16 protein-coding genes and 2 tRNA genes are annotated in these 19,848 nt (G+C 46.5%); 12 read left to right on the top strand and 6 right to left on the bottom strand.

The genetic code is table 11. The features are described from left to right. Position 1: 1 nt before the first annotated feature. Entirely contained in the window at positions 2-964 is a 963-nt protein-coding gene (locus JWH17_RS19755) for an ABC transporter substrate-binding protein (RefSeq protein WP_205224410.1), read from the bottom strand. Between the two features lie 278 nt (positions 965-1,242). Here JWH17_RS19755 and JWH17_RS19750 point away from each other — a divergent pair, with 278 nt between their 5' ends. Further along, positions 1,243-1,992 (top strand): hypothetical protein, encoded by a 750-nt coding sequence (locus JWH17_RS19750; protein ID WP_205224409.1) that lies wholly within the window; start codon positions 1,243-1,245, stop codon positions 1,990-1,992. Here the strand turns inward: JWH17_RS19750 and JWH17_RS19745 are convergent. Beyond that, positions 1,964-2,197: a hypothetical protein gene (locus JWH17_RS19745; RefSeq protein WP_205224408.1), complete on the bottom strand. Its 234-nt coding sequence runs from the start codon at positions 2,195-2,197 to the stop codon at positions 1,964-1,966. The genes JWH17_RS19750 and JWH17_RS19745 overlap by 29 nt on opposite strands. Positions 2,198-2,629: 432 nt before the next feature. Here JWH17_RS19745 and fumC point away from each other — a divergent pair, with 432 nt between their 5' ends. From fumC to JWH17_RS19715, 6 genes are all read left to right on the top strand, one after another. Next, positions 2,630-4,018: a class II fumarate hydratase gene (fumC, locus tag JWH17_RS19740; protein ID WP_205224407.1), complete on the top strand. Its 1,389-nt coding sequence runs from the start codon at positions 2,630-2,632 to the stop codon at positions 4,016-4,018. A 667-nt stretch (positions 4,019-4,685) separates the two neighbouring features. Further along, on the top strand, positions 4,686-6,509 hold the full coding sequence (locus JWH17_RS19735) for a GspE/PulE family protein (protein WP_232371215.1): 1,824 nt from the start codon (positions 4,686-4,688) through the stop codon (positions 6,507-6,509). Position 6,510: 1 nt separating this feature from the next. Beyond that, complete coding sequence (locus JWH17_RS19730; protein ID WP_205224405.1) at positions 6,511-7,350, top strand: HDOD domain-containing protein; 840 nt, start codon at positions 6,511-6,513, stop codon at positions 7,348-7,350. 117 nt (positions 7,351-7,467) lie between these two features. After that, complete coding sequence (locus tag JWH17_RS19725; RefSeq protein WP_332468459.1) at positions 7,468-7,761, top strand: ArsC family (seleno)protein; 294 nt, start codon at positions 7,468-7,470, stop codon at positions 7,759-7,761. 3 nt (positions 7,762-7,764) lie between these two features. Further along, the gene (locus JWH17_RS19720; protein ID WP_205224403.1) at positions 7,765-8,955 is read left to right on the top strand and encodes an aminotransferase class I/II-fold pyridoxal phosphate-dependent enzyme; all 1,191 of its coding nucleotides are present in this window, start codon (positions 7,765-7,767) and stop codon (positions 8,953-8,955) included. Between the two features lies 1 nt (position 8,956). Further along, a complete protein-coding gene (locus JWH17_RS19715; protein ID WP_205224402.1) occupies positions 8,957-9,619 on the top strand; it encodes a pimeloyl-ACP methyl esterase BioG family protein in 663 nt (220 codons plus the stop codon). A gap of 278 nt (positions 9,620-9,897) precedes the next feature. Here JWH17_RS19715 and JWH17_RS19710 read toward each other — a convergent pair. Both JWH17_RS19710 and JWH17_RS19705 read right to left on the bottom strand, forming a co-directional pair. Further along, a tRNA-Ser gene (locus JWH17_RS19710) sits at positions 9,898-9,990 on the bottom strand. Between the two features lie 9 nt (positions 9,991-9,999). Next, a tRNA-Ser gene (locus JWH17_RS19705) sits at positions 10,000-10,085 on the bottom strand. A 63-nt stretch (positions 10,086-10,148) separates the two neighbouring features. On the opposite strand from JWH17_RS19705, the gene JWH17_RS19700 reads away from it, so the two are divergent. Genes JWH17_RS19700 through JWH17_RS19690 form a run of 3 tightly spaced genes read left to right on the top strand, consistent with a single transcriptional unit; the run spans position 10,149 to position 13,032 of the window. Further along, positions 10,149-11,720 carry a sigma-54-dependent Fis family transcriptional regulator gene (locus tag JWH17_RS19700; protein ID WP_205224401.1) on the top strand — a complete coding sequence of 524 codons (1,572 nt, stop codon included), beginning with the start codon at positions 10,149-10,151 and terminating at the stop codon, positions 11,718-11,720. After that, the gene (locus tag JWH17_RS19695; RefSeq protein WP_205224400.1) at positions 11,720-12,298 is read left to right on the top strand and encodes an epoxyqueuosine reductase QueH; all 579 of its coding nucleotides are present in this window, start codon (positions 11,720-11,722) and stop codon (positions 12,296-12,298) included. The genes JWH17_RS19700 and JWH17_RS19695 overlap by 1 nt, the downstream gene beginning before the upstream one ends. 50 nt (positions 12,299-12,348) lie before the next feature. After that, positions 12,349-13,032 carry an XTP/dITP diphosphatase gene (locus JWH17_RS19690; protein ID WP_205224399.1) on the top strand — a complete coding sequence of 228 codons (684 nt, stop codon included), beginning with the start codon at positions 12,349-12,351 and terminating at the stop codon, positions 13,030-13,032. Between the two features lie 177 nt (positions 13,033-13,209). On the opposite strand, the gene glpK is transcribed toward JWH17_RS19690, so the two are convergent. Together glpK and JWH17_RS19680 are read right to left on the bottom strand one after the other, a co-directional pair. Beyond that, a complete protein-coding gene (gene glpK / locus JWH17_RS19685) occupies positions 13,210-14,703 on the bottom strand; it encodes a glycerol kinase GlpK (protein WP_205224398.1) in 1,494 nt (497 codons plus the stop codon). Between the two features lie 282 nt (positions 14,704-14,985). Beyond that, a complete protein-coding gene (locus JWH17_RS19680) occupies positions 14,986-16,551 on the bottom strand; it encodes a glycerol-3-phosphate dehydrogenase/oxidase (protein ID WP_205224397.1) in 1,566 nt (521 codons plus the stop codon). Between the two features lie 555 nt (positions 16,552-17,106). Here JWH17_RS19680 and JWH17_RS19675 point away from each other — a divergent pair. Continuing rightward, a complete protein-coding gene (locus tag JWH17_RS19675; protein ID WP_232371214.1) occupies positions 17,107-17,931 on the top strand; it encodes a DeoR/GlpR family DNA-binding transcription regulator in 825 nt (274 codons plus the stop codon). Positions 17,932-18,604: 673 nt separating this feature from the next. Next, positions 18,605-19,804 (top strand): GGDEF domain-containing protein, encoded by a 1,200-nt coding sequence (locus JWH17_RS19670; protein ID WP_205224396.1) that lies wholly within the window; start codon positions 18,605-18,607, stop codon positions 19,802-19,804. Positions 19,805-19,848 lie beyond the last annotated feature (44 nt).

The following is a 19,848-nucleotide window of genomic DNA, read 5'->3' as shown; positions in this document are numbered from 1 at the left end:
GCTAATTGTATATCTTTGCCGCTTGCTCAAGCAGTTGTGCTGGTGGAGGGGTGCCCATCTTGTCTGCAAACTTGGTATTGATATGCAGCTGCAGCTCCTTTTGAAACTCCACAGGAATGGTTGCAGGATCGGCGCCTTCAAGAATACGCAGGGCCATGGCGCCGGTCTGGTACCCATGTTTGTAGTAATCAAATCCCATGGCAGCAACCGCACCACGGGCAACGGAATCCACATCTGCGGCAAAGACAGGTACCTGATGCTGGATGCCGATTTTCAATACCGACTCCAGGGCTGAGATAATGGTGTTATCAGTGGGGATAAAAATAGCGTCCACTTTTCCAATAAGACTTTTTGCAGCCTGGTATACATCCGCCGTTTTGGCCGCAGTTGCCTCCACCAGTGTAAAGCCCATGGACTGACTGAGCTTTTGAATCGCAGCTACAGTGGACTTGGAATTCGCCTCTCCAGCGTTATAGAGTATGCCCAGTCGCTTTATTCCCGGTTTAAAGGTAAGCACCATTTTCATATGCTCCTTGACCGGTAATAAATCGGAGACGCCGGTGATATTCCCCTGGGGATGTTGCAGATCCTTCACCAGCCCTGCAGCCACCGGATCAGTAACAGCGGTAAAAAGAAAAGGGCGTTGCATGGATTGAGGTACTTTGCTCAATGCCTGAGCACAGGCCTGGGCAGAAGGGGTGGCTATAGCCACGAGCAGATCTGCCTTTTCACCCATCATCTGTTGAGCAACCTGGGTGGCGGTAGCCATGTTTGCCTGGGCATTGTGCAACTTAAAGTCTACAGTAACCTGCTGCTCTTTAAAATAATCGCTTAACCCGTTGAACACTGCATCAAGAGCTGGGTGCTCGACAAATTGGTTGACCGAAACAGTATAGGTTTGGGCCAGGGCAGAGCACGTCATAAGGCTGAGCAACAGCCCGATAGTCAAGGTAATTTTTTTCATAATGTCTCCTGTTGGATCGGCAACAGTTAAAAAGAACGATGGGCAGTTGCAAAGGTACAGAGCAACCGATAGTCACCAACTCCTCCTATAATAAAATTTTCCGAGAAGGTAATTGCTTTTTTCTAGCAGAGATAGGTGCCCTCTGCCCTGATAGTTGTCATTTTTAGTAACTCCTGGTCATTATTTTTTGTTTTGTGCATTTTTTTAGGCACAATGGTAGTTTGCTGCCTACTCAATTATCGATGATTATAATATTTAGTGTCTCTTTAAAGGATCTTATGCATTATTTAGTTTGTGTGGATGATACAGATATGCCCGATACCAAGGGAACCGGCTGGCTGGTCCAGGAAATGTGTGAACACATTGAAAACAACAATATGGGCACTTGCCATCCCATTAGTCGGCACCAGCTGTTCGTCCATGAAGATGTGCCCTATACCTCCCATAACTCGTCCATGTGCTTTGAACTCCAGCTGAAGCAAACCAAGGTCGGCAGGGTAATTGACTTTGCCGCCGATTTTCTGGAAAAAAAATCAATGCAAGGGTCTGATCCGGGACTGTGCGTCGTCCAAAAAAATGAGCAACTTGATTCGGACCGGCTAATCGCCTTTGGCCAAAGCGCGAAGCAACAGGTCCTCTGCAAGGAGCAGGCATACCGTCTTGCCAAGGAGTCGGGAATACACCTTTCTGAACACGGAGGAACCGGTGATGGAGTTATAGGAGCTCTGGCCGGGATAGGACTACGGCTCCAGGGAGAAGATGGAAGGTATCGCGGCTGGTATCACCTGGGCTTGCCGGGAACAGCGATAACAGTAGGTGAACTCTGTCACTACCCTTTTATTGATAGTGTTCTCACTCAATCGGGCTCTATTCTTGCCCCGGATACGCCTGTCTGTATCGGCTCTGAAAAAATTAAAACCATCCGCATGCGCAATCAGCAGGTGGTAATGGTGACTGAAAACGAAACAACCGAAGAGAACACGCCTTACTATCGAACTATTACTCATCGGGAAGCAAAGATGTATTAACGCCATGGCGTGCCCTGCTCTCTTCTTTTTCCCACTCTTTAACAGGCCAAAAGAAACGAAGCAGGTATGAACTCGCTGCATTAAGCTCATACCTGCTTCGTATTTCATCGGCAATGGTGCAGCGACTTTTGGTTGCAGCCATTACGGTTGCCTGTTTCGGTGCTTCGCAGACTACCTTGAAAAATTGCTTTTCAAGGTTTTCCACCGTCCATTATTGCTGCACCTGCTCCACACCGTTGATCCTGACTTTTTTATCGACAGTACGGCATTTTTGCAACCAACGATACCGTACATCTCTATCAGATGAAAGCATCTGGGTCTCATCATCACAGTTTATTTTGGGCGCGCAGCCAACTAAACACAAACAACACAACAAAAAAATGTAGCGCATTTCCATTACTCCTTGATACCACCAGTTCTTTGAAATATTTCTCCACCATCCTCGAGTTTCAGCCTCATACACCAATACATCATATCTGGCTATCCATTCCTTCCTAATTACCAGCTTCTGTTCCTGTCCTATCTGGCTTATTCCCAAGCTACACACTCACTCACATTTCTCGCCTTGCAACCAGAAGGATTCATCATTAAAAATGTGTTAAAGGTACTCCAACACTCCATTCTCAATGAGGAACACATGCGCCATCGAGTTGAGCACGACACCATGGGCGAAATTGCGGTACCAGCAGATAAGCTATGGGGAGCCCAGACCCAGCGAAGCCTGGAAAATTTTCGAATAAGCAATGAGCTTATGCCGCTGAACTTGATTTATGGGTATGCCCGGCTAAAAAAAGCCTGTGCACTCGTCAACGAAAAGCGCGGCCTCTTGAAAAAGGATATAGCCCTGCTGATAATGCAGGTGTGTGATGAAATCCTGGCAGGTGACCATGACTCTCAGTTTCCCCTTTCTGTGTGGCAGACAGGAAGCGGCACCCAAACAAACATGAACCTCAACGAGGTGATTGCTAATCGAGCATCGTTAATTGCCAATGGTCGTTTGGATCTCCCCCGTTTGGTTCACCCCAATGACCATGTCAACATGTCACAAAGTTCCAACGATACCTTTCCCTCGGCCATGCATATTGCAGCTGTCTATGCCCTGGAGGATAGGTTGCTGCCGGTGCTTGAAAAAACGTCCGCTTTATTACAAGAAAAAAAGATTGTATTTCAAGATATTATAAAAATAGGCAGGACCCATCTCCAAGACGCAACCCCACTCACCCTGGGACAGGAAATAAGCGGTTGGGAAGCCATGATCCGCTCAAGCATGGACCACATACGACTTGCCTCCACCAAACTGCAAGATCTTGCCATAGGTGGGACAGCTGTGGGAACAGGCCTGAATGCTCCCAAGGGGTTTGGAGAGGCGGTCACAGAACAACTCTCCCTGCACAGCGGAAAAACCTTTACCACAGCACCCAATAAATTCCATGGACTGACCTCCCACGACCAGCTTGTTTTTGCCAGTGGAGCTGTAAAAGGCCTGGCAGCAAATATCATGAAAATAGCCAATGATATCAGGTGGCTTGCAAGTGGCCCCAGGTGCGGTATCGGGGAGATCAACATACCGGCGAACGAACCGGGAAGCTCCATCATGCCTGGTAAGATTAATCCCACTCAAGCCGAAGCGGTAACAATGGCTGCCTGTCAGGTGTTCGGCAATGACGCTGCCATTGGTTTTGCCGCCAGCCAAGGTAATTTTGAGCTCAACGTCTTTAAACCGGTTATTATCTATAATTTCCTCCAATCCGTCCAGCTCATGGCAGATGCTATTGCCTCCTTTGCCGGCAACTGTGTGGCTGGTATAGAAGTGAATAAACAAGTCATCGACCACCACCTGCACAATTCCCTGATGTTAGTTACTGCCCTCAATCCGCATATCGGCTATGATAATGCAGCCATAATTGCCAAAAAAGCGTATCGCGAAAAAATCAGTCTTAAAGCAGCTGCAATAGCACTGGGCCTGCTCAGCGCGGAGCAATTTGATGCATATGTAGACCCCAAGGCAATGATATGTAAGCCGTAAACAGCCATTATTTTTTTGGTGGAGGCTACTCCGCCGCAATATGGCGAAAAAACGTATTCCAGCAAATACAAAAAGGCATTTACTTCATGTTTTGGTAATACGTTTACACCTTTTCCCTTGTCGCTTATCATACAAACACAGCGCGCTTTTCCTTACTGCTATCTCAAAACGTACACCATATGCAGTGTTTTACGTAACACCTAAATCCTGCAATTGCCAAGTTTGCCGAAGGTGCGAGGCTGCGTACACGCAGACGTACTGTAGTACTTCAAGTGTGCGCAAACAAAACAGATTCGGTAAAATCGGCAATCCCGAAGGGTGGCAAGCATGAGAAAAATGCTCTTAAATGTAACTCACATAAAAAGTGAACTGATTTCTTGTTGATAAAACCGACAACAGTCTGGAAAAACATAACTAAAAGCATTTTTGTCATGTTTGACTTGCAAGATTTAGGTAACAAGGAAAATCAATGCGTTTATCTGTTTACTTTGTATCAGCAATGCAGGCTAAAATGTATAAACTCTTGATCCTTAAACAGGATGTCTCTATACTACTCAATGCAGCACCTTCTGTTTGTTGTAAAATACGTCATCACCCATAACCTTAAAAACCTCATCATATGTCTAAAAACCCTGCCTATTTGTATCCCCCTATCGTAAGCCTCCTCATGAAAGAAGGGATCATTACCTTACAGCAAGCGGAGCATGGGGTCAGAGTCCAGCAAAAACTCAGTACCTTTCAACCACTACTCAAGGTATTAAAAGAGCTCAAGGTTGTTGATGATGAAGTTATTAACCAGGTCATCCGCTCTGCTGCGCACAATATACGCATCGGCGACCTCCTGACCGAACTGGGATATATTTCCCCGGAAGACCTTGATGCAGCCTGTCGTGTCCAACAGGAGAGTGAATCCAATGAAAGGCTAGGGACTATCTTAGTTAAACACAACTTTATTCAGGAACAGCTCCTGATAGAAATCCTGTCTATCCAGATGGGCTTTTCACTGGTGGAACCAAATCTGGCAGTACTTGATCGCAATCTCTGCCGAAAAGTTCCCCAAAAAATGATGAAAACACATTGTTTTCTGCCCATCAAAAAAGAAGCGGACGGTCGGGTTAAAGTGGCCTTTGCCGATCCCCTTGATCAAGAGGCTATTGATATTGCAAAGCGTTTTTTGGGAGGCTCCATAGTTCCGGCCATTGCCCAGCGGGACCTGATCAATAAAACCATTGAATTCCTCGTTGACAAACTGTCCCAGAAGGCTATTGCTGTTGACACCAAAACAGTTGTCGGCACAGTGAATTCCATCATCCTTGCCGCCGTCGCAAATAACGCCAGTGATATTCATATCGAACCCCTCGCCGACCGGCTTCAGGTTCGTTTTCGTGAAGACGGAATCCTTGTCCACTATAAAGACTTTCCCCGGGAGATGGTACCCTCCATTTCCAGCAGAATAAAAGTACTGTGCGAAGCTGATATAGCAGAAAAACGTCGCCATCAAGGTGGACGAATTCTTTTTTCTTACGACGAAGGAGAGCTGGATCTACGAGTGTCCATCTATGTCACTGTTCATGGTGAAAAAATTGTCCTTCGTTTGCTCAACCGAAAACAAGAGCTGTTTGATATACAATCCATCGGCCTTAGCCCGCGTATGCTCTCACGGTTTCTTGAGGAAGCCGTTTATCAGCCAAGTGGTGTGTTATTGGTAACAGGCCCCACAGGCTCCGGCAAGACGTCCACGGTTTACAGTTGCATCCATAATCTTAAAGGTCCCCAGGTAAGCATCATTACCGCCGAAGAACCGGTGGAATATGTAATCGAAGGTATTTCCCAATGCTCCATTGATCCAAAAATAAACCTGACATTCGAAGAGACACTGCGCCATATTGTACGCCAGGATCCGGATATTATAGTTATCGGAGAAATACGTGACACCTACTCTGCTGAAGTTGCCGTCCAGGCAGCGCTCACGGGACACAAAGTGTTGTCCACCTTTCACACGGAAGACAGTATCGGTGGCCTGGTAAGGCTACTGCACATGAATATAGCGCCTTTTTTAGTCTCCTCCACTGTGGTCAGTGTATTGGCGCAACGGCTTCTGCGAAGGGTTTGCCCAAATTGTGCGACCAGCACCCAGCCGACTCCTATACAGCTCCAGCGACTCAAGTGCAGACCTGCTGATCTTCAAGGGGCTCAATTTCAAAAGGGACGTGGTTGCAGCAAGTGCAACCATTCGGGATATAAAGGACGAATCGGTGTGTTCGAACTCCTCATCCTGGATGAAATGGTCCGCAACGCTATACTTGAAAAGAAAACCAGCCACGAAATTCGCAGTATAAGTATCGAGCACTCCGGAATGGTGACCCTTCTCGAAGACGGCTTGATAAAAGCCGCATCCGGACTAACGACTCTAGACGAAGTCCTCCGTTGCCTTCCTCTTTTACAACCACCCCGCCCGATTGCAAAACTCAGGCGTTTATCCAGTAATTAATATGACCCAGCAAAAATCTTTTATTGATATTGTTAACCACTATATTCAGTCCGATACTGTCACCCTTCCTGTTTTTAGTGCTGCCGCTTCAAGAGTGCAGCAGGAGCTGGCCAAAAAAGAACCGGATATACGCATTATTGAAAGAATTATCACCGCTGACCAATCTCTTTCAAGCCAGGTTTTAAAAACCGCTAATTCCGCGTTTTACAAAGGGCTTTCAGAAATATCGACCATTCGCAACGCGATCATCCGGCTGGGCGTCAAAGAAATACAAAAAATAGTGCTGCTGGCAGCCACCCGCAATACCTTTCAATGCAAAGACAAACTGATTAATCTAATAGTAAAGAAACTTTGGCAGCACTCGGTGGGCTGTGCCTATGGGGCTGTATGGATCTGCAAACGCCACGATTACGATGTGGATCCAAGTAAGGCCTTTTTTGGAGGCCTGTTTCATGATGTTGGTAAACTGTTCATTCTCATGGTGATTGAGCATATCAAACAAAAAAACAAGCAGACGAAAATAACGCCGAGCCTGATAATGGAATCCATGGTCAAACTCCATACCACCCAAGGGTACCAGTTACTTAAGCACTGGAATGTTCCCAACCAGTTTGCTGTGGTTGCAAGAGATCACCACCTTCTTGATATCGACCAGGAAAACACATTGCTGCTCATTGTTCGCATGGCAAATCAAGTCTGCTGTAAACTGGGAATCAATACAGAGCCGTCCCAGGATATTATGCTCTCCGCCACCATGGAGGCAAACCTGTTGAATATATCGGAAATGGATATTGCAGAACTGGAAATTTACCTGGAGGACAGTAGGGTATTGACCGCCTGAGCATTAATTGAATAATAGTGTGTACCATACAAATAGTCGTTATCAACTAATCCATAACTAAGGAAAAACGCTATGACCATTGAATGGGCCTACTTGCGGAAAGGATGAGCATCCTGTATCAAAGCACAGTCTGTGTTTACAACCAACAATATTGTTCCTGCAGAAGTTACCGATGCCAGAAAAGAAAAAATCGAAGGCGATGATGCCTGGAATTTGCTGGGCAGCGCCGGAGAGATTGTCGTTGGTCGGGGGAAAAAATTTACAATCTTTCATCCGGCAACCGATGATAAAGAAGCAATCTTAAAACAAACACTCGGACGTACAGGGAATCTGCGGGCTCCAACGCTTAAAATAGGTGACCGACTCATTGTCGGATTCTGCGATGAAATGTACAGTCAATATGTAGGATAATTCATGGAAAATACACTCCAGCAGCAACTTGAAGGCCAGCTACAAACCATCATCGACCAAGGACAGCTGCGGCATGTCATCCCTCTTCATCATCGCGACCAGGGGTGTGTTGAAATTAACCAGACCACGTACCTGAATCTGGCTGGGAACGATTACTTGGGTCTTGCCACCAACCGTGAAATGCATCAGCAATTTTTTGCTGATCTCTCACCCGATACGATCCTTACTGCTTACGGGATGGGGAGCACTGCCTCCAGACTTATGACTGGTAACACCGCCCCTTACGCACAGCTTGAAAAAGGCCTGCAGCAACTTTACGGCAGTGAGGCTGCCCTTGTTTTCAACTCAGGATATCACCTCAATATTGGTATTCTCCCGGCACTGGCCGGTAAAAATGATCTCATCCTTGCTGATAAACTTTGTCATGCCAGCCTGATTGACGGCATGCGGTTATCGCGAGCCAGGGTTATTCGCTACCCACACCTGGACTACGAAGCCATTGAGCGTATTCTGACAAAGGAACGTAAAAAGTATAGCCAAGTGTACATCGTTACTGAATCTATTTTCAGTATGGACGGAGATGAGGCTGATCTCTCTTTACTGGTGAACATCAAAAACAGGTGGAGCAGTGTCCTGTACGTCGACGATGCCCATGGTGCCGGTATTCGTGGTAAAACCGGTTGCGGACTTGCTGAAGAGTATGGAGTGGTGGATGATATTGAATTGCTCACAGGTACCTTTGGTAAGGCCTACGGAGCCCAGGGTGCTTTTATTGTCTGTAGCCGCCAATTGGCAGATTACCTGCTCAACACTGCCAGGTCGCAAATATTTACCACGGGCTTACCCCCCATCAATGTAAACTGGTTGTGTTTCGTCCTTGATAAAATCCCGCAACTCACCGAGGAACGAAACAAAGTTGCAGCACTTGCCGATCAACTGCGAGATGGCCTCCGCAGTAAAGGGCTTGAGACCTTTGGTACCAGCAATATCATTCCGGTAATGATTGGTGATGCAGCCTTGGCTGTTGCCACTGCTGAAAAAGTATGCGAGCACGGTTTCTGGGTCAAGGCGGTACGTCCACCAACTGTTCCGGCCAACACCTCGAGGTTACGGCTGAGCTTGAATGCCGCCATGCAATGGGAGCAGATAGCTCCGCTTCCGGGATTGATTGCCGAGGCGCTTGCGGCGAACTAGGATGCGCTACAGCTGGCTCAACCAAAACGGATTGTCCACATGTGTCCTTTTCATGACTGGTTGGGGGATGGACCCGTTACCCTTTTCTTCCATTCCGTCCGGCCGCTTCGACATCCTCATGCTCTCCGACTATCAGCACCTGGAGCCGGTCAACATGCAACTGCTGGCTCAGTATGAGCAGTGTCACCTTGTCGCCTGGTCCATGGGTGTCTGGGTCGCCGGGCATCTCTTACACGAAGTGCGGGACCGCTTTACCACCCGCACGGCCATTGGCGGTACCCTTGATCCAATACAGGCAACAACCGGCATTCCTCCGGAGGCGTATGACTCCATCCTTCAAAACTTCACCCGGAATCTACTCAACGACTTCCATCTCTCCATGTTCACCGATGAGCAAGAGGCGCAACGCTTTTTCAACAACAGACCCGATCGAACCCCTGACGACCTGCTTGCCGAACTTAACGCCTTTAAGAAGCACTATTTAAACTACGGAACGTCAGCGGATATATTTACCCAAAAGATAGTGACCAGTCGTGATCGGGTTTTTCCTTTCAAAAACCAACTTCGCGCCTGGGGTAAAAAAGAAAGTACAATTCTGAAACTCCCCCACTTCCCTTTTTATACACTGCCGGGCTGGGAGGCTTTGGTGGACGGTGCTTTTTAATTCTGTCCGCCTGTGGCCCTGGAAAAAACTTCAAAAATGAACATTAGTGACTTTTTCGAAACAGGCGCTCTGTAAAACATCACAAAAAAGTAATTTTCTGTATTGTAGAGACCTTTTGAATGTGCTAGTAGTGGACGGTCATATGCGAAAAGGACTTGGTGGAGAAAGGACAAACAGCGCAGCAACCCACTGCGGCAGCGTAGGAAAAAATACGTAAACAGGTTCGGCGGATAAAAAAAATGCCGGTTGGAAAAATCCAACCGGCACGAAAAAGCATATGGCGGAGAGAGAGGGATTCGAACCCTCGGTGGAGTATAACCCCCACACTCGCTTAGCAGGCGAGCACCATCGGCCAGCTCGGTCATCTCTCCAAAAAAAAGTGGCGGAGGAAGTAGGATTCGAACCCACGGTACTTTCGTACAACGGTTTTCAAGACCGCCGCCTTCAACCACTCGGCCATTCCTCCACTCGATGGGTTAATTACCATTTCAGAGAGTACCTGTCAATACTCTCATAACTGAAGAATGCAATGAAAACGGAAAATAATCAAAATTCCTTCTCCCAGGAACATGAAATTCAAAATCTGACCTGTCTGTATGAAATTACCAGACACCTGGCTTCGGCCACCAACCTTCAGGACTGCCTTGAAAAGGTTATGCGCAGCCTCGCTGAAATAAAAGGGATGGATAACGGCACGGTCTCCATAGTGAACCCATCCACCGGCGAGTTGGAAATAGAAGTTGCCCATGGAATAACTGCAGAAGCTCGAAAAAGAGGTCGCTATAAACTGGGAGAAGGTATCACCGGTAAGGTTGTCGCCACCGGCGAACCGATCATTGTTCCCCAGATAGGCAATGAGCCGCATTTTCTTAACCGTACCCGCAGCCGGGGTGACGAGTTGAAACAAAAAAGCTCATTTCTCTGCGTTCCCATCCTTACCGGGAACCAGTCTATTGGTGCGCTTTCCATCGACAGGATTTATAAAGACGGATTTGGTTCACAATCCGAACAAGATATTCGTTTCTTAACAATTACCAGTGGACTGATTTCGCAGACAGTGGAAAGAATCCTGCGCGTCAACGAAGAGCAGGAAGCTCTGCGCAAGGAAAACTCACGCCTGAAAAGAGAGTTGTCGGCCAAAAACAAGGTCGAGGAGATTGTAGGTAATTCCTCCAGGATGCAGGAAGTTTACGACATGGTGCAACGGGTGGCTGACTCCAATGCAACTGTTTTGCTGCGTGGTGAATCAGGAACAGGAAAAACCATGGTCGCCAAGGCTCTCCATCATAACTCCCAGCGCTGTAAGGGGCCCTTTATCGTTGTCAACTGCTCTGCTCTGCCGGAATCCTTGCTTGAAAGTGAACTGTTCGGCCACGAAAAAGGCGCCTTTACCGGAGCAACAGAAACCAAAAAAGGACGTTTTGAGCAAGCCAAGGGGGGCACCCTGTTCCTCGACGAGATTGGTGAAATAAGCCCCAGCGTCCAGGTCAAACTACTCAATGTGATTCAGGAGCGCACCTTTCAACGTCTGGGTTCTTCCAAAGTCATCCAAACAGATATCAGGCTGGTAGCTGCAACCAACAAGGACCTGGAAACAGCTGTTAAGGACACCAGCTTCAGGGAGGATCTGTATTACCGATTGAATGTTTTTCCTATTTACCTGCCTCCGTTAAGAAAACGGCGTACTGACGTGCTCCTCCTGGCTGAATATTTCCTTGAAAAATACACTCGAGAAAATAACAAACAGATACAGCGCATATCCACCGCAGCCATTGACCTGCTCATGCAGTATCACTGGCCAGGCAATGTGCGCGAGCTGCAGAACTGTATGGAAAGGGCTGTGCTCATCTGTGATGGCGTCTCGATACAATCGATCCACCTGCCCCCTACCCTGCAATCTCGAGAATCAATTCATTCCGACAAACCGCTTTCCCTGGCAACGGCTGTTGAAAATTTTGAAAGAGAGCTTATTGTTGATGCGCTGAAGAAGCATAACGGCAACCAGACAAAAGCGGCGAAAAATCTGGACACAAGTTTACGTATCATCAACTATAAAATTCATAATTACGGTATTAACCCGAAACAGTTCAAGGTTAAATAATGGATATACTCCTCCACTCCTGTTGTGGCCCCTGTTCCATATACCCGGTTGAGCAACTGACAGGCAAAGGGCATCGTGTATCCGGATATTTTTACAATCCTAACATTCACCCTTATCGTGAATTTAAACGACGTACGGCTGCACTGCGACAATTTGCCGAGCTGTCAGGATTTGAGGTGGAGATTGATACAGACTACGGACTAACTGAATTTCTTCGCAAGGTGGTCTTTCACGAGGCCGGCAGATGTTCACTCTGCTACGACATGCGCCTTGAAAAAACCGCTCAAAGAGCGGCTGAAATCGGGGCAGATGCCTTTACGACCACCCTGCTCTACTCAAAATATCAAAACCACGACCTGCTGGTCAAAAAATGTGAAAAATTTGCCCAAATACACGATGTTGATTTTTATTACCAGGATTTTCGCATTGGTTGGCAAGAGGGTATCGATGCATCCATAGCCATGGACCTCTATCGACAGCCCTATTGCGGTTGTATTTATAGTGAGCAGGAACGATACGACAAAAAACTGAAGAAAAAAATGCGGTTGGCAGCTGCACAGGCACAGCAGACAGAATAGTGACACTTTTTTTATAACTAGAAGGCTCTTTCCTTCATCGGAGTATACTCATGGATAATGTTATTGTGTTAGCAACAGGTAATAAAAACAAACTAAAAGAAATTCAGGCACTCTTAAAAGATTCGCCTGTTACGGTAAAAACCATCAAAGATTTCGGCCCGATGCCTGAACCTGTGGAAGATGGTGAAACCTTTGATGACAATGCCTATAAAAAAGCACTCCACTATTCAAAAATGCTCGGCCTTCCCTGCCTTGCCGATGATTCAGGCCTTGTTGTCAATGCCCTGGGCGGCCGACCAGGAGTCTATTCAGCCCGGTACGCAGGAGAAAAAGCCTCGGATTGGGACAACTGTGAAAAATTACTGCAGGAAATGGAAGGCAAGGAAGACCGCTCCGCATATTTCATGTGCGTGCTCTCCCTTGCTACCCCACAGGGACCGGCTTTGACCTGGGAAGGCAAGTGTGATGGAGAAATCCTTACCGAAAGAAGAGGAGAGGCCGGCTTTGGATATGACCCTATCTTTTTCTATAAACCGTTTAACAAAACCTTTGCTGAAGTCCCGATGGAGGACAAAAGCGTGGTTAGTCATCGTGGCAAAGCACTTGCTGAGTTTGCGGCAGAGATAAGCAAGGTTCAGGTATGGCTGCGGCAGCGGATGGCAGAAAACAAACCGCCTAAAACCGATCACTCGGAATTTGAGCACAACGATTGGTCTCAGGACAAAATGTGCTGAGAAGGTACAGTAAAATGCAGGTTTGCTCTTGAAGAGAAACCTATAGGCACAATAAAAAGGACGATGATAGTTGCAGGGCCGCTCATCGACCAGATAGACCCTCTGCAACTGTAGCCTCTTGACTGATACGCAACCAGTCAAGAGGCTTTATAACTTACTGTTACTCCTTGGTTGCTGTTACTTGAAGACCATGGCGGCTTCAACAGCTTTTCGCCACCCTGCATACAGCTCTGCGGATTCTTCTTGGTCCATCTTGGGATAGAAATCCCTATCGATGCCGAAATTCTTGATAATATCTTCCTTGCTCTCCCAGAAACCAACCGCGAGACCTGCAAGATAAGCAGCGCCAAGAGCAGTTGTTTCAATACAGATCGGACGCTCTACCGGGACGCCCAGCAAGTCTGCCTGAATCTGGAGCATGAGATCATTGGCTACTGCACCGCCGTCAACGCGCAGTTTCTCCAACTTGATTCCAGAGTCTGCTTCCATGGCGGAAAGTACATCCTTTGTCTGAAAGCACAGTGACTTGAGCGTAGCACGAACAAAATGTTCCTTGGTGGTACCGCGGGTAAGACCAAAGATTGCACCGCGAACCTCAGAATCCCAGTACGGTGCCCCCAACCCGACGAAAGCCGGAACCACATAAACACCTTCTGTGCTCTGAACACGAGTGGCGTAGAGTTCGCTGTCCTTTGCATCGCGAAACATTCTCAGACCATCCCGCAACCACTGAATGGCTGAACCAGCTACAAAAATTGAACCTTCAAGAGCATATTCAACTTTTCCGTCTACCCCCCAGGCAATGGTAGTCAATAAGCCGTTTTTGGAAGGAACTGCTTTTTCACCGGTATTCATAAGCATAAAGCAACCGGTACCGTAGGTGTTCTTTGCCATCCCTTCTTCAAAACAGGTCTGTCCAAAGAGGGCTGCCTGCTGATCACCAGCCATACCTGAAATCGGCAGTTCCAATCCCTGAAAAGCAGTTTTGTCGGTGTAGCCGTAGATTTCGGAAGACGGACGTACCTCAGGCAGCATAGAGGCAGGAACAGTGAGGTGCTTCAGCAGTTCTTCGTCCCACTTAAGTTCATGGATGTTGTACATAAGGGTACGGGAAGCGTTGGTATAGTCGGTTACATGAACATTCCCTCCGGTCAGCTTCCAGACCAACCACGTGTCAATGGTGCCGAAAATCAAATCCCCTTTTTCCGCTTTTTCACGGGCACCTTCAACGTTATCCAATATCCATTTTACCTTGGTACCGGCAAAGTAAGCGTCGATGAGTAACCCGGTCTTTTCCCTGATTACGGGATCAAGACCTTTACTTTTAAAGTCTTTGCAAATATCCTTGGTCTGACGAGACTGCCACACAATGGCATTATATACGGGTATACCTGTGTTCTTGTCCCAAACAACAGCCGTTTCACGCTGGTTAGTTATACCGATCGTAGCGATCTCTGAGGTTTTAATATCCTGATGGGCCAAGGCCTCAGCAACGACAGACTGGACAGACGACCATATCTCCATCGCGTCATGTTCCACCCAACCCGGATTGGGAAAATGCTGGGTAAACTCTTTCTGGGTAACGTTGACTATATCGCCTTTCTTATTGAAAATGATAGCTCGAGAACTGGTGGTACCTTGGTCGATTGCCATTACATATTGCTTGCTCATAACTTTCTCCATTAAAGAAATAGATTTACTAAACACCTATCCTATCAGTCACAAAACCATCACCTCACTTCCAGGGAAATGCTCCTCTAAGACCACCACACCCAAACAGGGTCAGTACCATCATTCCAACCCATTGACTGAAAAACAAATTCATAATCAACTCCTACTCCAGTAAAGGTATGTAATAAGTTCACCCCTCCAGAATCGAACGCTAGTCCTGTAAGAGGTGCTATCGTTACCTCCTTGTCGCATTGTTGCGGCAGCGCAAATTCAGCACTCCTGCTAATTGACGATATAGTTTTCAGCGAGTTTGGTGAATTCCTCCACCTGCTCTTTTACCCATGCCTCATCTTTGCCAAGTTCTTTGGCCATTATTTCTGCTGCTTTAGGGGCAGCCTCGATAGCGGCTTTGGCATTGAGGATCAGAGCACGAGTACGTCTTGAAAGTGCGTCGGAAACGGTTAAGGCCCATTCATTTTTGACTGCCCATACTACTTCGAGCCAGGAATATTGGAGTTGCTCATGCATTTGCTGGTCAAGCTCCGGGTAGTCTGCTGCAAGAGCCTGTATCTCTTCTCTATCGCTACCGTAAACATGCATGTGATCTTTAGGATCAAAATCATCCGTGTATCCGTGGAGTTTCATATCTTTTGTAGGTGAGGGTCGAAAAGGGTGGCCTCCGATTTTTATGGCATTATCAATACAGTCTTCTGCCATTTGTCTGTAGGTTGTCCACTTCCCACCGGCTATGGTGAGCAGTTTACTGGGCGAGATAGTCAGATAATGATCCCGTGCAAGGCTAGAGGTCTTGTCATGAGAGTCGCCTGCGGCGATAAGAGGTCTTATACCAGTGAAGACGCTGAGGACATCATCACGGGTTATTGGGTGTTCCAGGTATCGGGCGGAGTGTTCAACCAAAAAATCAATTTCTTCTTTAAGAGGTTTTGGCTCCATGCATACGCTACTGATCGGCGTATCGGTTGTACCTACAACAACTTTATCGTGCCATGGTACAAAGAAGATAACTCTTCCGTCATCGGTCTTGGGCACCATGATACCTGTTTGCCCGCCCAGAAATTTACGATCAATCACAATATGGACGCCTTGGCTTGGTGCAATCAGCTTTTTATGCTCAGCGTTATCCATATTCATTACGTCATCGGTAAAAATACCGGTGGCATTGATAACAGCTTTTGCCTTCACCTCGTAAGAAGTGTCGCTTAGGGTATCAACCACCTTTACACCGTTGACGTTGCCTGCATCATTTTTCAACAACCCGGTTACTTTTGCGTAGTTGACAGGACAGCCACTATGATCAGCCATGGTGTGTGCAAGAGTGATAGCTAATCGTGCGTCGTCGAACTGACCATCATGATAGGTCACTCCGCCTTTCAGCTTCTTCGTACGTACCCCGGGCACTTCTTTGATCACCGATTTACTGGAAAGAATTTGTGACTTCCCAAAGCTGTACTTACGAGCCAGCATGTCATAGGCTTTAAGCCCTATGCCGTAATACGGGAGCCCCCACCATTTATAGTCTGGGACAATAAATTTTTGGTTGTAGCACATGTGAGGAGCATTCTTCAGTAAAATGCCGCGTTCTTTAAGCGCCTCCATGACAAGAGAAATATTCCCTTGCTGCAGGTACCTTACCCCTCCATGGACCATTTTTGTGCTGCGGCTGGACGTTGCTTCTGCAAAATCTCCCTGCTCAAGCAGCAGGACCGAATACCCTCTTGCTGCAGCATCAAGTCCCGCACCCAAGCCGGTAGCACCACCGCCAACTATGATGAAGTCCCACACCTTTGCACTGTCTTCCATCCTGGAGATAAAATCTGAACGTTTCATATACCCTCCCCCTTCTTTTAGTTTCGGCAAGGGTAAGCCGAACTGGTTTAAAAATATGATAATTACGTTTCAAGCTGTGGGTAACCTACTATGCAGTCGCTTTCCGAATCTGGCTCATTTCTCTTCAATAGAGAAACATAAACAAACAATTTACTTTCGTTTATGTTCACATCGTGCCACATTAACGGCCACAATTCAAGACGATACTTTCACTTTCGAAAACAAAAATGGAAACGAAAACAAAACCGGCCTGTCACAGCCCCCTTACCTTCCCAGTGAACAGCACAACAAAAAGCCCAGCAAAACAGTTGCTTTAATAAAAAATGTTGCCATAGATAACTCTGACCCTATATCGAAACACGAACCGTATGTTCGCAAATGAACATCAAGATACACATTAGGCTTGTTACAAACAAGATCCGGTGGTAAAAATGAACACAACTTTTTTTTGCGTAACAGTGAGAGAAGACGCGAAACAATAAACACCTGAAACAAAAAGTTTTTATTTGTCATCGTTAAATCAAACGTTTTTCATATTGAAAATAGAGGATTTTTTTGAACGACTTAACCAACCCTGCCGAATACAAAGGCTCGACATTCAGCCAAGATTCGCTGTCGAAAAGACAACGCTTGATCTTGACCATGGTAAACGAGCAAGGGTTTGCAACCATTGAAGCCCTGGCCAGCCATTTTGACGTCACACCTCAAACCATTCGGCGTGATATCAATCGACTCTGTGAGCGTCAGCTCATTCAGCGGTACCATGGAGGTGCCAGCAGATCCTCCAGCGTTGAAAACGTTGACTACAGTACGCGTAAAAATATTCTTAATCTGGAAAAGAAACGCATAGCTGAAATGGTGGCAAAGCAAATACCCAACCGAGCTTCACTGTTCATCAACCTGGGAACGACCACTGAAGAGGTTGCCAAGTCTCTAGCCAACCACAAAAAACTGCGGGTTATTACCAACAATCTCAATGTGGCGCTGACCATGAGCAACAATAAAGATTGTGACGTGATCATTGCCGGGGGCATGGTAAGAAGCAGGGACAAAGGAATCACCGGAGAGGCAACGGTAGAGTTTATTCGTCAGTTTAAGGTTGATTATGGCATTATTGGTGTTTCCGGAATAGACGAAGACGGTACCTTACTCGATTATGATTATCATGAAGTTCGAGTTGCGCGAGAAATCATTAATAATTCGCGCAACGTCTTTCTCGTCACCGACCACACCAAGTTCACCAGAAATGCCATGGTCCGTATAGCTGATATTGCCGGAATTGATGCAATATTCACTGACAAGAAGCCCCCTAAACCATTTAGGGATATGCTGAAAAAAAAAGATGTGGCTCTTTTTGTTTCAGAGGGTGATGAAGAATAAGAAGAATGTTCCCTATTCTCTGAAGAATGAGCAGTTGAATGGTACAGCTCAAAGCTTTGAATCTTGAAACTTTTCAGAAAATAATTTCCCCGAGTCTATATATATGAGCATAAAAGCCGGGTACAACCTACAATTGATAATTAAACCACCCACGTAAATGCACAGAGTATTTAGGTGTAGAAATCGAGACCCGATCTGACTGCATATTCCAGAGCAACCTGAGACTCATATATAGTGTGGTTTAACTTTATCTGACCATCTCGCGGAAACCAATTATTCAGGTATAACAGGAAACAGCTACACTCAAGAAGGCAGGTCACAGCTTGATATTGCCAATGCTAACCCTCAAGTTTAAGGGTTGAACGATACTATCTCGCATATTGCCGAACATACAGTCTTTCAGTATAATTACTTATTCCTGTCGGTTTCGCCGCCAGGAATCGTGGTGCTGACTGCGTTCAGCCCCTAGTCCGTCGCCTCTGGCGCCGGAACAAGGAAAGGGACCCGACACCGCGCACATCACACCAAAAAGAGATTGCTTGCACTGCACACAGCGCGGGTCAGTACCTTGATTATGTGCCTTGCGAGCATGGTTAGAGTTATATGGCCAACGTGCCGAATAAACAACAATATAGAATCCCAAAAGTCTTTTTACACTAGAGTCAGATAGAAAATGAACAGCACAATAGAAGAATGGGAAAAAACGGAGAGCCCTGACATTGTGCTTAAAGCTCGGGAATCTCAGATAAAGCAACTTTACAAGCAATCGTGGGTTGGCTTAGTAGGTGTCCTTGTGGTCGCTATTTCTATCTGCATCGCACTTTGGCAAGTTCTGCCCTCATGGAAACTCACTTTGTGGGTAGGAATTTTAACGCTGGTCACTTCTGCACGTGGTTATATTATCGTTGCGTTTAAGCGAAAAGCACCGGTAGGGGCTAATATAAATAAATGGGCGAAATGGCATGTCATTGGCACTAGTGTTTCTGGTTTGACGTGGGCTTTGCCATCCTTCTTTTTGTGGCCAGAAAATTCTTCCGAGTATCATTTGATTTGGGCTTTATGCATCTTGCCGCTAAGTGCTTCTGCTGTATCAACATACTACACGTGGAAAGCATCCTATATTTCATTCATCTTACTTTCCGTTATACCGGTTTCGCTTCGTTTTTTTTATGAGGGTGGGTTGTCATATATTATTCTGGGATTTCTAGCGTTATTTTTTATTGCTGTTCTTATGCAGGCTGGCAGTTTGATACATACCAGCAGCTTGCGTACGCTGATCGTAGGCTTTCGCAATGAGGCACTCGGTGTATTCTTATCTGAAGAAAAAGCAAAACAGGAAAAACTCAGCCACCAACTTCAAAAAGCCCATGACCAGCTTCAAAAGATCAGCCTGACGGATGATCTGACTGGACTTTGGAACCGGCGTTACCTTAAAGTGACTATTCAAAAATACGTCGCTCAAGTGCTTCGGAACTATCGCAATTTCCAGCAGGGATTAGAAAGAATAAATTCCAGCAACACTGACATTATGTTCATTATGCTGGATTTGGATCATTTCAAGACAGTAAACGACACCTACGGCCATAACGCTGGAGACCAAGTTCTCAAACAGATGAGCCATTTGCTGAAGAAATCCTGCCGTGAAACAGATACCGCAATTAGATGGGGTGGCGAAGAATTTTTGGTGGTTTCCTTAAATGTGCAACGCGAAAACGACACAATTCTCATTGAACGTATACGGCAGGCAGTGGAAACTAACAAGTTTGATATCGGTAAAGAGTCACCACTTCTGCGTATTCCACTGAATCCGGCCACCCATTCCAGTCGAAACCGGCCAGTCAGTCCACGTGATTCCGGCCACCTATTCCAGTGAAACTGGCCAGGTGGTCGGAGCGAAGCGACGCTGTTATTTTTTCA

It is taken from the genome of Desulfogranum marinum (assembly GCF_016918565.1).
GTDB lineage: Bacteria > Desulfobacterota > Desulfobulbia > Desulfobulbales > Desulfobulbaceae > Desulfogranum > Desulfogranum marinum.
The sequence above is the reverse complement of the archived record's forward strand: the minus strand, read 5'-3'. Positions and strand labels throughout refer to the sequence as shown.